This is a genomic window from Butyrivibrio sp. (assembly GCF_017940685.1).
Lineage (GTDB): Bacteria > Bacillota > Clostridia > Lachnospirales > Lachnospiraceae > Butyrivibrio.
Genome location: NZ_JAGAYD010000165.1, coordinates 1 through 12,946 on the forward strand (window position 1 = coordinate 1; position 12,946 = coordinate 12,946).

14 protein-coding genes are annotated in these 12,946 nt (G+C 41.9%); 1 reads left to right on the forward strand and 13 read right to left on the reverse strand.

Annotated features, from left to right (window positions below; translation table 11 throughout):
• Window positions 1-112: 112 nt before the first annotated feature.
• The 10 genes from J6I68_RS10640 to J6I68_RS10685 all read right to left on the reverse strand — a co-directional run bounded on the left by J6I68_RS10640 (window position 113) and on the right by J6I68_RS10685 (window position 7,887).
• Window positions 113-328 (reverse strand): hypothetical protein, encoded by a 216-nt coding sequence (locus J6I68_RS10640; RefSeq protein ID WP_292220216.1) that lies wholly within the window; start codon window positions 326-328, stop codon window positions 113-115.
• Between the two features lie 141 nt (window positions 329-469).
• Window positions 470-1,285 (reverse strand): flagellin N-terminal helical domain-containing protein, encoded by an 816-nt coding sequence (locus J6I68_RS10645; RefSeq protein WP_292220217.1) that lies wholly within the window; start codon window positions 1,283-1,285, stop codon window positions 470-472.
• A 399-nt stretch (window positions 1,286-1,684) separates the two neighbouring features.
• The gene (locus tag J6I68_RS10650; protein WP_292220218.1) at window positions 1,685-2,500 is read right to left on the reverse strand and encodes a flagellin N-terminal helical domain-containing protein; all 816 of its coding nucleotides are present in this window, start codon (window positions 2,498-2,500) and stop codon (window positions 1,685-1,687) included.
• 263 nt (window positions 2,501-2,763) lie between these two features.
• Window positions 2,764-3,243, reverse strand: a complete 480-nt coding sequence (locus J6I68_RS10655) for a hypothetical protein (RefSeq protein ID WP_292220219.1) — start codon at window positions 3,241-3,243, stop codon at window positions 2,764-2,766.
• A gap of 13 nt (window positions 3,244-3,256) precedes the next feature.
• Window positions 3,257-3,661, reverse strand: a complete 405-nt coding sequence (gene fliS / locus J6I68_RS10660) for a flagellar export chaperone FliS (RefSeq protein ID WP_292220220.1) — start codon at window positions 3,659-3,661, stop codon at window positions 3,257-3,259.
• A 56-nt stretch (window positions 3,662-3,717) separates the two neighbouring features.
• Window positions 3,718-5,223: a flagellar filament capping protein FliD gene (gene fliD, locus J6I68_RS10665; protein WP_292220221.1), complete on the reverse strand. Its 1,506-nt coding sequence runs from the start codon at window positions 5,221-5,223 to the stop codon at window positions 3,718-3,720.
• A 100-nt stretch (window positions 5,224-5,323) separates the two neighbouring features.
• Window positions 5,324-5,800 carry a flagellar protein FlaG gene (locus J6I68_RS10670; protein ID WP_292220222.1) on the reverse strand — a complete coding sequence of 159 codons (477 nt, stop codon included), beginning with the start codon at window positions 5,798-5,800 and terminating at the stop codon, window positions 5,324-5,326.
• Between the two features lie 180 nt (window positions 5,801-5,980).
• Window positions 5,981-6,286, reverse strand: coding sequence for a hypothetical protein (locus tag J6I68_RS10675; RefSeq protein WP_292220223.1), 306 nt, complete (start codon window positions 6,284-6,286; stop codon window positions 5,981-5,983).
• Between the two features lie 6 nt (window positions 6,287-6,292).
• A complete protein-coding gene (locus tag J6I68_RS10680; RefSeq protein WP_292220225.1) occupies window positions 6,293-6,628 on the reverse strand; it encodes a DUF5674 family protein in 336 nt (111 codons plus the stop codon).
• Between the two features lie 20 nt (window positions 6,629-6,648).
• On the reverse strand, window positions 6,649-7,887 hold the full coding sequence (locus J6I68_RS10685; RefSeq protein WP_292220226.1) for a CgeB family protein: 1,239 nt from the start codon (window positions 7,885-7,887) through the stop codon (window positions 6,649-6,651).
• 159 nt (window positions 7,888-8,046) lie between these two features.
• Between J6I68_RS10685 and J6I68_RS10690 the strand changes: the two genes are divergently transcribed.
• Window positions 8,047-9,867, forward strand: coding sequence for an AAA family ATPase (locus tag J6I68_RS10690; RefSeq protein WP_292220228.1), 1,821 nt, complete (start codon window positions 8,047-8,049; stop codon window positions 9,865-9,867).
• A gap of 121 nt (window positions 9,868-9,988) precedes the next feature.
• Here J6I68_RS10690 and csrA read toward each other — a convergent pair whose 3' ends face one another.
• From csrA to J6I68_RS10705, 3 genes are all read right to left on the reverse strand, one after another.
• The gene (gene csrA, locus J6I68_RS10695; RefSeq protein ID WP_292205148.1) at window positions 9,989-10,204 is read right to left on the reverse strand and encodes a carbon storage regulator CsrA; all 216 of its coding nucleotides are present in this window, start codon (window positions 10,202-10,204) and stop codon (window positions 9,989-9,991) included.
• Window positions 10,205-10,206: 2 nt separating this feature from the next.
• The gene (gene fliW, locus J6I68_RS10700; RefSeq protein WP_292220230.1) at window positions 10,207-10,674 is read right to left on the reverse strand and encodes a flagellar assembly protein FliW; all 468 of its coding nucleotides are present in this window, start codon (window positions 10,672-10,674) and stop codon (window positions 10,207-10,209) included.
• Between the two features lie 111 nt (window positions 10,675-10,785).
• Complete coding sequence (locus J6I68_RS10705; RefSeq protein ID WP_292220231.1) at window positions 10,786-12,882, reverse strand: flagellin N-terminal helical domain-containing protein; 2,097 nt, start codon at window positions 12,880-12,882, stop codon at window positions 10,786-10,788.
• Window positions 12,883-12,946: the final 64 nt, after the last annotated feature.

The following is a 12,946-nucleotide window of genomic DNA, read 5'->3' on the forward strand; positions in this document are numbered from 1 at the left end:
CATATCGCACCTCCTAGTTATGTATTATAATACATAACTAGGCAAAATGCAATAGAAAAATGTCAAGAACAAGCGATTTTACAAGGATTTCTGGCACTTCATAGTGCCGATCCTAGTGACGAGTCACGGGAATGCAGGTTTCATCTATCCAATCGGCCCTGTCAGCTATGGCGCTGTCCCTGACCAGTTCACCAACCCTCGGGGCTCCGATAAAGCACAGATTACCATTATTAAATTTGTCAACAAGCCTTGGATAGAGCTGTAATACTCTCTCACAATCTGCCGGTGTTACTACTATCAGCATATCAAAACGATGTTCAGTATTCATTTCGATCACCTCTCCAGTAACTAAGTAGTCTAAATAAAGTATATCATGATACGGATTAAAATAGAGATACCATTGGACAAAAAAGAGCCCCGGTTACCCGGAGCTCTTTCTGGTAGTGGCAATAAATATTCAAATAGACAATTAGCCAAGAAGTGACAGAACACCCTGGTTGCTCTGGTTTGCCTGTGCCAGCATTGACTGACCAGCCTGAGCAAGGATGTTGTTGTTTGAATACTTAACCATCTCTTTAGCCATATCTGTATCACGGATCTGGCTCTCAGCAGCCTGAGTATTCTCAACAACGTTGTCAAGGTTCTTAACTGTGTGCTCAAGTCTGTTCTGAACAGCACCGAGGTCAGCTCTCATAGATGAAAGCTTGCTGATACCATCTTTGATGTTCTGAATAGCTGTCTGAGCAGATGACTGTGATCCAACCTTAACCTTATCTGAAGCAACTCCAAGACCTGATGCTGTCATCTTCTTCAGAGTAACAGTAATAGTCTGATTCTGGTCTGCTCCAACCTGAAGGCTATAGGATGTAGAACCGCTTAAGAGCTCTAACTCGTTGAACTTAGTATCATTAGCAGTACGGTTGATCTCACTCTGAAGAGCTTTTACTTCCTGCTGGATGTAACTTCTGTCAGCTGTTGTAAGAGTTCCGTTAGCTGCCTTGTTAGCCAGTTCATTCATTCTCTGAAGCATATCATGAACTTCGTTAAGAGCACCTTCAGCTGTCTGAACCATTGAGATACCGTCCTGAGCGTTAGCAGAAGCCTGTGTAAGACCTCTTACCTGACGTCTCATCTTTTCGGAAATTGCAAGACCTGCTGCATCATCTGCTGCTCTGTTGATCTTGTAACCGGATGATAACTTCTCACTTGACTTAGCCTGTACACCAGTTGTGATACCAAGCTGTCTATTTGCGTTCATTGCTGTAATATTGTGTTGTACTACCATAATTTACCTCCTTGTAAATACTGAAACAAATCCTTTTGTCTCAGTGATGCATTTTTTAGTTTCTTATAAAGCTTTATAATAATTTCCTCCGGTTGTCCCTTGATCGGGCCCTGATCTTGAGATTTCCGTCAGAATATTATTATCCCTGGCAGGTGTAACTTTTTTGTTACATTTCATCCCTGCAATTTATGTATCGGAGAAACATAACAAAACTTTAGAGCAAATTTGAAAAAATTTTTGTTTTTCTTTTCTAGATTGATTATAGCGCAATTCCGCCAAATATACACCAATATAATGTGAACAATTTATGCATAATTTATAAAATAATTATAATTCCTTAAATACATAACCGCCCTGCGTTTCATGCGCAGGGCGGTGTCTATATTATATCTGTCTTTATTACTGAAGAAGTGACAATACTCCCTGATTAGTCTGATTTGCCTGAGCAAGCATTGATTGACCTGCCTGAGCAAGGATATTGTTGTTAGAGTATCTAACCATCTCTTTAGCCATATCTGTATCACGGATCTGAGACTCAGCAGCAGTTGTATTTTCAACTACGTTATCCAGATTCTTGATAGTATGCTCAAGTCTGTTCTGAACAGCACCGAGGTCAGCTCTCATGGATGAAAGATTACTGATACCCTGTTTGATAGATTCAATTGCATTCTGAGCTGCAATCTGTGATCCAACAGTTACCTGCGATGCACCAACTCCAAGGCCTGAAGCTGTCATATTTTTCAGTGTAACTGTGATAGTCTGATTCTGGTCTGCTCCAACCTGCAGATCATAAGAATAGGAACCACTTAAGAGCTCTAATTCATTGAACTTAGTATCATTGGATGTACGATTGATCTCGCTCTGAAGTGCTGTGATCTCCTGCTGGATGTAACTTCTGTCAGCTGTTGTAAGAGTTCCGTTAGCAGCTTTGTTAGCCAGTTCGTTCATTCTCTGGAGCATATCATGAACTTCATTCAGCGCACCTTCAGCTGTCTGAACCATTGAGATGCCATCCTGAGCGTTTGATGAAGCCTGTGTAAGACCTCTTACCTGACGTCTCATCTTCTCGGAAATTGCAAGACCTGCTGCATCATCTGCTGCTCTGTTGATCTTATAACCGGATGATAACTTCTCGCTGCTCTTTGCCTGATTAGATGTTGTGATACCGAGCTGCCTGTTGGCATTCATTGCTGTGACGTTGTGTTGTACTACCATAATTAATCCTCCATGAACGGGGCCCGCTTCCCTGCTGCCTTTCCATTTTCTTTATTTGTGCAGCTTGCGCGGAGTCCTTTCCATGGCTGCTTTAGTTCTTTTTACACTAATTATATCGGCTCAGATTGCGATGACTTAACCCTTTATCGAAGTAAATTTTCACTTTTTATTGCATAAATGAAACTTTTATATATGTGATAACAATAAAAGAGACCTGCTATCACATGATCAGGTCTCTTCATATACTATTCTGATTATTCTGTTTAGTTCTTCTTGTCCATAAACTGAGGCGGAATATTCTTGAAATTATTCATGGTCTGATAGTAGTTGAAAGCTGCCACCGAAGACTGTTTGCTCTGATTCATATGAGTTCTGGCAACGTTAAAATAATTCTCTGCCAGTCTCTTATTCCTGTGCTCTTCAGCCTCTATTGAGGCACTCATGCCTGTTATCTGCTGGATCAGGCTCTGCATCCTCTTTATCTGGTCTGCGTAGTCCTGCTTGTGGCTTCCAACTTCTTCTTTCACCTTGTCAAACAGGCTCTGAAATCCCTCGTCAAGTGAAAGGAGTTTGTCAATATACTCGCCCTTCTCGTCCAAAGTCTTGTCATAATCCTCAAGAGCCACACTGTCGGGATCAGATAAAAGCTCTTTTTGCCTTGCATTGACTTCCTGGATCTTCTTCATGACTTCAAGTTTCTTTATAAGGCTTTCCTCCAACATATCAAGGCTTGCTGATATCATATGATCATCTCCTTTACGCTTCCTTGACCATGATGTGGTTAGCCTTCATAACCTCAACCCAGTTGTCCCTTATGGCATGCATGTGATCGTTTATCTCTGCGACAATCTCATTGTCCTTAGATATATTGGCCTCCACAAGGCGTCTTGCTATGTATGAATACATGTTTTCAAAGTCCTGAGCCACAGGATATTTCATATCCAGAGTGTTTCTGAGATACTCAATTATCCTCTCAGTCTTGATCAGATTGGTATGTGCCTTCTGGATATCTTTATTCTCAATTGCAGCACTTGCAATGTTTAAAAACTTGATCGTCCCATCGTATAACATAAGAGTGAGCTCAGGGCCACTGGCCGCACTAACCTTGTTGTTTTTATACTGTGCATAAGCAGCTCTTTGTTGTGCTGTAAGTACCGGCATATTCTTCCCTCACATTTCTGTTTTCTATTATATTAAACTTATAGTTTTATTTGAACTTAGCCGCTTCCGCCGCCAAAGTAGCTGGACAAAGATCCACTTGTTGAATTAACCTTGGCAAGTGCCGTCTCCATAACAGAGAACTTCTTGTAAAGCTTGTCCTGTGCTGCCTCAAGTGCCTTCTGAGCATCTGATATCTTGGTATTATAGGCACTATATTGTGAAGCCATCAACTTGTCTTCATAAATTGTATATGCACTGCTGAATTCCGAACCCTTCATGAGATTCGAAAGCTTTCCGTAAAGAGACTGTGAGAATTGAGTAAAGAAGCTCTGAACAGCATCCGGATCTGTTGAGATCATTGCATTTAAAAGATCTGTGTTTCCACTTGATACAGAGTCGTCAGAATCCCCATCAATATGAAGGACATCCCTCTCATTTTCTTCTGTATTAAAGTAGCTGCCTGTAGCGATTCCAAAGCTTGAAAGATACATCTTGGAAGTAGTTCCATCTTTTAGGGTAACATCAAAGCCGCTACCAATGATCTCCTTGAGACCATTTCGGATATTACCAAGAGTTTCATCACCGGAGAGAAGTCCATCTTTTATCTTATTCTCCCACTCCTCAACCTCTTTCTCAGACAAGGCTTCTTTCTGATCGTCAGTGAGCATGGAATACTTTTTAGCCTTATCAGCATTATAGAGGGTTGACATCTCTTTTACCAGCTCATTGTACTCTTTGATCATGTTTTTAATATTGTCGTAAATGCCGCTGGTATCCTGTTTGGTTGTAAGGGTTATATTCTCTGCAACCTCATTGGCTGTTATGGTAAGGCCGTTGATCTCGAAAGTGTTGCTATTTGACTCGTACTCTACGCCATTGAGATTGATTACTGCATTAGTTCCCTTTATGTAATTCTCACTGTCAAGGCCAAGAGCACTTGCTGCATCTCCTGAGAACGAGAAATTCCCGCTAGCTCCTGCAGCCTTTGAAGAAATATAAAACCTTCCGTTCTTATCATCAAAATTTACATCAAGGTCTGATCCAGCTGCGTTTCTCAAATTGTTAAGGACATCAGATACCTTGTCTGTCTCTTTTATCTCTATGGACTTTGTCTCACCACCAACTGTGATGTCCAAAGTCTGCGTGCCCGAAATACCAAGCTTATCCATGGTTGTGGAAGAAGATGCTTTAACCTTCTTTCCGGTCTCATCTTCGTACTCCATGGCATCGCCTGTCATGTATGCATTTTTTGAAAGCGATGTAATACTCAGATTCTGAATTGTATTCATCGCATTTTCGCCAGTCACTATTGAAACAGCACTGGGTTTACTCGCAACTGTGGTTTTCTTGGTATATGCACTTGAAAACCTCATATTGCTCAGAACTCCGTTATAAAAAGAATTTACCTTCTTATTGAGTTCTTTCCACTTATCCTGCTTCCAGGTGAGTTTCTTTTGATCACCCTTATAATTATCCAGTTTGTCCTGTTTAGTCTGTGTCAGCGCTGTTATGATACTCTCGGTATCCAGTCCTGAATTCATTCCCGTGATTCTTATAGGCATAGTGTACTCCTTTCTCAATCCGTGAGCATGTTACATTGACTTCCCTGTCGCACCGCTTCCCTGGGTGCACAATATTTCCTGGTTGCGGTGAGCTGTAAGATTATCTCTTTTCATCCACCATGATGCCTGCAATCTCCCAAACCTTGGCGATCATATCCAAAGTCTCTTCGGGAGGGAATTCCTTGATGACCTTCTTGGTCTCCTTGTCTACCATCTTGATGGTGACGCGGTTTGTTTTGTCGTGGATGCCAAATACCGCCTCAGCATTGGATTTGACATTCTTGGTCATCTCAGAAATTGCCTTTCTGACCTTCTCGTTGTCCTCCTGGATCTGCTCTTCTGTAGCCTCAAGTCTGTCCTGAGACTTAGCGAAGTTCTGGGCACCGCTCTGAGCATCTCCGCCTGATGATGAATTATCAGCCGCTTCAACTTTGAGATCAATGGTATTGGTAGCACCACTGGCCTCACTATTCACAATCTCAGACTGAGACTGGCTCTGTTCTTTTACCTGTGCTTTAACCTGTGGCTGTGTCTGCTGCATCAGCGGACTAAAACCATTGATAGCTTCTAATCCCATAATCTTTTACCTCCATGTCAGATCAGGGCGTGATCTGCGGTTAACAACGACTGTAACTTTAAAACACACTAGGTGTCTATGCACGATTTCTTATCCTCTATATCGGATAATGTCATATTTTCTTTATAGTATGGGGCAAAAAATCCTAAAATTTATAAAAATTTTAGGATTTTACACAACTCAACTAATCGCATTCGTGTACTGCGACCAATATCTTAATATATAGTCATCATCTTCTTCACCATTAAGCCATCGTTTTATCTCATTTTCTTCCTCAACAAGTTCTTTTTCCCGGTACTTATTCTTCGGATCTTCACATGTAAGAAGAATAAGATTATGTATCTTATTCATATAAGACATAGTGTAATCCTCTTTCGAAACACCCCTTTTGTAGTTATTACGTGCTCTGACAAGACGCTTCACTTCGCCATGCACATTGGACAGCTGTTCCTTAATATCAAGTTTATTCCAATCTTCACTAGTCATAGCTATTTACCTTATCCATGTTTTCAAAATGTCAAACAATTCATCAATTGTAGCCTGGTCAGTTAGTTCTCTGCCTTTTCCTATCCCCAATTCTTTATTGCGGTTTATATTAGGATGTGACTCCCATACAACCTCGACAGGATCTTTCATGATATTCCCGCCATAAATATCTCTTTCTTCAGAACCATCATCATATAATTCATGCTCAAGATCTATATGCATGTCTGCATCAATTGCTACCACCTTACGCTTTTTGTCAATACAAAACTTAACCATGTCATCATAGAAATGATTGTGTTCTTTCCATATATCGTCTAGCATCGTAATTTGTTTAATAATCATTGGATACCTTCTTTCTCTATTTAATTATACTCTAATACGCCAGGTAATAGTTTGGTATATGCAAACTTTTCAAAAACCTTCTTTTGGCCGTTTCGCGCGATCTCTTTTCGCTGGTCTTCGTGCGTAAGATAGTACTCCGCCTTGTCTATCATCTCCTCAGGTGTCCTTGCGATGGCAAGGTCCACGCCATCCTGGAAGTACTCGGCAATTTCAGATGTATATGTGGTCAAAAGAAATCCACCTGCCGCCAGTACATCCATGACCCGGAGCGACACGCCAGAGGTAATGCATCTTAGAGAGATATTCAGGTTGATCTTGCTCTTGCGGAAAATTTCTGGCATCTTGTCCGTATAGGATACAACGCCCAGGTTTTCAACGTTGGGAATTGGCGCTGCATCAGGGTTGGTATAAACAGCTGTATCAAAACGCTTCCCCATCTCAGTCAGGATGTTCCTGCGCTCATTGACAGTAACTTTTTTCCTGAATATATCCCTTATCACATCGCTGTAATCAATGCGATACCGTCCTGTATCTTCTATATTTATGAAATTCCTGATTCCTTCAATATCAGAGTCAGACAGGACTCTGTCGTCCGAAAAAAGATCGTAGCCAAATACCTTCTCCTGGCTCTGTATTACCTGCTCGATATACTCCTTGATCTCCGGCGGAATCCCTGTCCACTGGTCGTAGAAATTAAACTCGTTATCGTAGAGGCTTCCGAGGAAACAAACGTCATGTAGGTACGCGATTTCTCCGCTGTTCAAAGCGCCGGTTTCTTCGGCGGTTCCTTTGCCGATTTCTACGGCGTTCACATCGTCTAGCCTTTTGCACAGCTCAGACAGCCTCTTGGCATTTACTGCAAGGGGACAATGATGAACTGTTTCCACTCCTCTATCTTTCAGTTTCTTATATAAATCTCTGTCAAAAACAAATATCCGGTTTACCTTGTTATGAATTGACGGCGAAAAAAGCGGATAATGCGGGCAGTCAAACACCCAGCTCACGTAGGGCATGTCATACTTCTGGCAAACTTCAGAAATACTTGGGAAATAGTCAAAACTGTAAACCAGGTCGAAATATCTTTTCCCTAAGTCGTCCCTGCGATCAAAGCGCCACTTAAATTCCTGCTGGGTCTCTGGCGTCAGGTCTCCACCAAGCTGATCAAGTCTGATGGTCTCCACCTCATGCCCCAGCCTTCTCATGGCATCCCTGCAGTCGTCCCCATTAAATTCATCCCAGTCGTAATATAGAATCCGCATATCTGCTTGATTACCACCTTTTTCATTTCTATATAAATTATAATATCTGCGGTTTAACCAATTCAAGTTATCGAAAATATCTCTGTCTCATCTTAACTCATTTTAACCCATTGATTAATGAGTTAAAGTGAGTTAAAATCCATTTGAGGGTTAAAAGATATGAATAAAGAGATAGAAAAACTACAAAAAGAGATAAATAAGCTCCCAGCAGGTGGTGTAACAAAAAAGAAAATCAACAACACTTATTATTTTTATCATCAGTGGAAGGACGCGACGGGCAAGCGTCATTATGACCTGGTGACAGAAACTGAGTTTGCTGATCTCAAAGTGCTGATCGAAAAACGCAGGGAACTTGAAAAAAGATTGAAGGCATATCAAAAAGAGATACAGCTTAAAACTCCTACCTCTGCTGGCCAAGACGTTCTTTCACTGAACCTCACCTCCAATGCCATGCTTGGCGCAAGGCTGTCAGTGATGGCTGATCAGGCCAAGGGCTATGAGAAACGTGATTGCTATGAGATTCTTAAAAACTATGTATATAGCAGGGAATCCGACAAAGTATGCCTGATCTACGGCCTTCGCAGAACAGGGAAAACCACACTTATCAGACAGCTCCTTCTTGACATGAAACCGGAAGAGTTCTCACAGGCTGTTTACATCAAGGCCACTCCTTCCGACACCATAGCTTCGATAAACACTGATCTTAAGCTGTTGTGGGAGAAGGGATTTAAGTATGTGTTTATTGATGAAGTCACATTGATCAGTGACTTTATTGATTCTGCTTCATTATTCTCAGATGTCTATGCAGCTGGTGGCATGAAGATCGTTCTGTCAGGAACTGACTCTCTTGGATTTTATTTCGCAGCCAATGAAGAGCTATATGATAGAGCCGTTATGGTTCATACCACATTTATTCCATTTAGGGAACACTCAAGGCTCCTACGGACAGACAGTGTTGACGAATACATTAGATATGGCGGTACATTAAAGGCGGGCGAGCTTGGTTTCGAAAACAATGACGCCACTTCTTTTGATGCCTCATTCAGAGATGACGAGAGCGCAAGAAGGTATATCGATACTGCCATCTGTAAAAACATACAGCACTCTTTAGCATACTATGAGAATGGTGGTCATTTCAGACATCTGAAAAAGCTCTACGAAGCTGATGAACTTACCAATGCCATCAACAGGATCATCCAGGATATGAACCACGAATTCACTAAAGAGGTTATTCTGCAGGAGTTTGTCTCCAGAGATCTTAGATCCGCAGCCCAGATGCTTCGCTCTGCTCCAGATGTAAACATGCAAACAAATGCTTTAGACGAAATGAACATCTCCGGTGTCATTGTAAAACTAAAAAGCATTTTGAGTATAAGGGAAAAAGAAGATCTTTCAGAGCAAGTCTCTCAGGCGGCAGCCACAGAGATCCGCGAATATCTCAAAGCCCTTGACCTGATAGACTATATCGATATAGAAACGGCTTCAGTAGATGTTGGAATGGATGAAAAGAAAGTGATCTTTACTCAGCCCGGAATGCGGTATTGTCAGGCTGAGGCTTTGGTTTATTCACTATTAAGAGACAGAGAGTTTAAGCTCCTTAGTGAAAGAGAAAAGCTACTCATCACTCATAAGATATTAGAAGATGTTCGCGGGATCATGCTTAAAGACATCGTTCTCATCGAGACCCGCAAGGCTCTTCCCAAGTCAAAAATGGTTTTCAAGCTTCAGTTTGATGTAGGGGAATTTGAAATGGTCGTATACGATTCAAAAACAGATTCCTGCGAGATCTATGAAGTAAAGCATAGTGATAAAACTGATGAAAAGCAGCTAAAGCATCTTCTAAACCAAGAGCATATGAAACTCACAGAGAAGAAATATGGAAAAATAACCGGTAAGTATGTATTGTATAACGGTGCTTCGGGCATTGTACTTAAGGACTGTGAATATAAAAATGTTTCAGAATATCTGAAGAGTCTTTAAACCAAATCCCCAAGAAAAAGATACTGCTTGGATTATCCCACAAAAAACCGACGCACCAAAAGTGCGTCGGCTAACTCTCTACTTGTAAGATCTATCAAACCTGCAAATCCAGTCGCTCTTATCACAGCAGCTTCTTCAGTGCATCGATTCCTGCAACGTCTGTTGCCTGCTTGTTCTCGTTCTGGATCTGGATATAAACTTCTTTTCTGTAGATTGGAACTTCCTTTGGTGCGGAAATGCCGAGCTTGATCTGATCACCTCTGATGTCCAGCACGGTGATCTCAATATTATTGTTGATAATGATTGCCTCATTCTTTTTTCTTGATAATGCTAACATGCTCAACCCTCCTTAGCTTCCTTATTCTTCTGAAGAATATCATAGATAGGGAACTTAACAGGGTAATCGCTGTTCTCAACGATGGTCTGAACACCCTTCATGCTCTCTGTGTTGATAACAAAAGGTCCCATCAGATTAACTGTCATCTTGGTAAGATCATGAGGAACTGTAACTGTTACAAGAACCAGTACGTCTTCATCCTTGATATCACCAATATCAGCTACCTTTGTCTCATCAACTGAAGGGCTGTAATCAGGGCATACTACCAGGGGATCAATTACAGGCATTGCAAATCCAGGCTCATCAATTGACTGCAGCCACCTGATTGTATTCTTGCCGCTCTCTTCCTCTTCATCATGGATCAGAGTAAACCTTGTAAGATCAGGGAACCCAATGATACCATTTGGGAAATTGATGATCTTGTTATCTTCAATCTCTACTTCTCCGAAAATCCTAGTTGTTAATTTCATGCTGTACCTCCGTGAATTTTAAAATCACTGTTTTTATGCGGTTTTGCCCGCTTATTCCCAACAATTTCCTACATCATTAATTATAATCGGTATGTCGCACAATTGCCACAATTAAATGTAATTCATCAGACTTGTCTGACTAATCTTACCAGTTGCCATAAGGCTTGCCTCATAAGTAACCTGGGCAGTAGTGAGCTGTGTTGCAGCTTCTGCTAGATCTATATCCTCGTTCTCAGACTGAAGGGTCTTAAAGGTTGTGGTCTGGCTCATAAGTCTTGTGCTGATAAGATCAAGTCTCTTTGACCTTGTACCGTTGTCCGTAACTGCCACGTTTGCTGTATCCAGGGACTTCTGCATGGATGTGATCTTGTGCTCGAATTCCTTCTGGATGTCTTCCCTCATGAAGTCGTAAGCCTTCTGTGCTGAGCTTATCTGGCTATTTATCTTGGCCTTGGTTTCTTCGTCCTGAGCGCTCTCAAGTCTTTCGTTAAGAGTTTTTAAGGTTGTGCTCATGTTCTTTAACTGTGAGAGTTTATCCTTAAGGTCGCCTACATCTCTTTTCACATTGGTGGTAAATACCGCGTCAGCTGTGGTGTTCACAACTACTGACTGAGCAAAACCAACATCATAGGCGATGCCATGTCCCGCTGTTCCCTTGTTGTAAAGGATCTGCCTTTGATTTTCGTCTGTGTACTCGCAGGCGAAAAGATTCTCCGGCCTTATGTCACCCTTTGCCCACTCCTTCTTGTCGTAAACCATGTCGATGGACTTGGCGTTGATGATATCAGGAAGGGTTGAGAGCTTCTCTTTTAAATAATCGTTAAGTAGAACTTCGCCTGTGGATGCATTTAGGTAAGCAAGCGCTCCGTCTGGATTGCGGCCAAGATCGTTGTAAGCCTCATCAAGATCCTCTTCTGTGCTGGTCTTGTAGATCATGTGGTCACTGTCGATGGTGATGCTGGTCTCAACATAGGAGCAGTACACGCTTCCGTTCCCGGTAACCTGTATGATCTCGTTGCTAAAAGAGCCATCGCTGTTCTCAATCTTGCTGTTATTAGTAACTGTGTAGGTTCCATCGCTGTTAACCGTTGCGGTATATCCGTCATCGGTAAGCCCAATTGTGTAGCTCTGATCGATGGCTGGAAGGAGGGGAACCTTCACCACCTTAGGAGTTGTTCCCTCAGGATTTGTGTAAGTGATGGTGGACACCTGTGTGGACTCCAGTGAAGTGATGGCTGAATCTACATTTGCAGATTTAGTCAAAAGAGTTCCATCTGCCGCCATTGTGAGCTTGTAAGATGAATTGGTCTCTGTATTCTGTCCAGTGATGGTGTAAGTTCCATCGCTGTTTCTGCTGGAAGAATAGATCATGTTGTCGAGGCTGCTTGTTATTGTGAAGTCGTCCTTGGCTGTCTCGTTCAAAGGAATTGCTGCGTAGTGGGTAACTCCAAGCTCATCCTTAAATGTAAGACTTGCTGAATTCATTGAAGTTGTGACTGAACTTGTAGCCGGCTGGCCAAGAGTCTCGCGATACTTAAGAACTGCTGACTTTCCATCGCCCTCGACATAATCAAGGTTGTCATAGGAAAGGCGAAGTCTTCCAACAGTTTTTTCTACTATCTCGTTCTCAAGAGTTGCTGAAACACTGCTGTCTAAAATCTGCGCATTCTCAAGTTTGTACTTGCCAACAACTCTGCTTGACTCTGCGATATTGCCAGCACCGAACTCGTCGTTGATATCTGTGTAGCTTGCAGTTGTGGTCTTGTCGTAAGTAAGAGCTGTATCTGTTCTATAGCCAGTAAAAACGTATCTTCCGGCGTAGTCAACGTTACCAGTTGAATAATACTCCTGTGCAAGAGCATCCATCTGAGTGATGATGGTATCAAGATCGTCCAGTGTCAGGTCCTTGTTGGCACCCTTTGTAGCCTGCTTTACGCAGTCTGTAAGAACATCAGTGATTGTTGAAAGAGCATCAGCAGTAACCTGAAGCCAGCTCTCAGCATCCTTGGCATTCTTCTCGTAGTACTGTGAAAGCTGGGTCACATTGCTGCGAAGACGAAGTGCTCTTATGGCGATTACAGGGTCATCAGATGGCCTGGTTATCTTTTTTCCTGTGGGCATCATGGTATTGAGCTGATCCTCTGTGACCTTGTTATTATTAATGTTATAGAGTGAATTGTTCTGCATGATCTTGTTAGTAATGCGCATAGTTATCCCTCACTAAAAAGACATTCCTTTGTCTAAACATACGCATCCTTGCAGAATATAAGAT

Coding starts and splice junctions, on each gene's coding strand:
- J6I68_RS10640 (WP_292220216.1), bottom strand. CDS start 328: ATGAATACTGAACATCGTTTTGATATGCTGATAGTAGTAACACCGGCA.
- J6I68_RS10645 (WP_292220217.1), bottom strand. CDS start 1,285: ATGGTAGTACAACACAATATTACAGCAATGAACGCAAATAGACAGCTT.
- J6I68_RS10650 (WP_292220218.1), bottom strand. CDS start 2,500: ATGGTAGTACAACACAACGTCACAGCAATGAATGCCAACAGGCAGCTC.
- J6I68_RS10655 (WP_292220219.1), bottom strand. CDS start 3,243: ATGATATCAGCAAGCCTTGATATGTTGGAGGAAAGCCTTATAAAGAAA.
- fliS (WP_292220220.1), bottom strand. CDS start 3,661: ATGCCGGTACTTACAGCACAACAAAGAGCTGCTTATGCACAGTATAAA.
- fliD (WP_292220221.1), bottom strand. CDS start 5,223: ATGCCTATAAGAATCACGGGAATGAATTCAGGACTGGATACCGAGAGT.
- J6I68_RS10670 (WP_292220222.1), bottom strand. CDS start 5,800: ATGGGATTAGAAGCTATCAATGGTTTTAGTCCGCTGATGCAGCAGACA.
- J6I68_RS10675 (WP_292220223.1), bottom strand. CDS start 6,286: ATGACTAGTGAAGATTGGAATAAACTTGATATTAAGGAACAGCTGTCC.
- J6I68_RS10680 (WP_292220225.1), bottom strand. CDS start 6,628: ATGATTATTAAACAAATTACGATGCTAGACGATATATGGAAAGAACAC.
- J6I68_RS10685 (WP_292220226.1), bottom strand. CDS start 7,887: ATGCGGATTCTATATTACGACTGGGATGAATTTAATGGGGACGACTGC.
- J6I68_RS10690 (WP_292220228.1), top strand. CDS start 8,047: ATGAATAAAGAGATAGAAAAACTACAAAAAGAGATAAATAAGCTCCCA.
- csrA (WP_292205148.1), bottom strand. CDS start 10,204: ATGTTAGCATTATCAAGAAAAAAGAATGAGGCAATCATTATCAACAAT.
- fliW (WP_292220230.1), bottom strand. CDS start 10,674: ATGAAATTAACAACTAGGATTTTCGGAGAAGTAGAGATTGAAGATAAC.
- J6I68_RS10705 (WP_292220231.1), bottom strand. CDS start 12,882: ATGCGCATTACTAACAAGATCATGCAGAACAATTCACTCTATAACATT.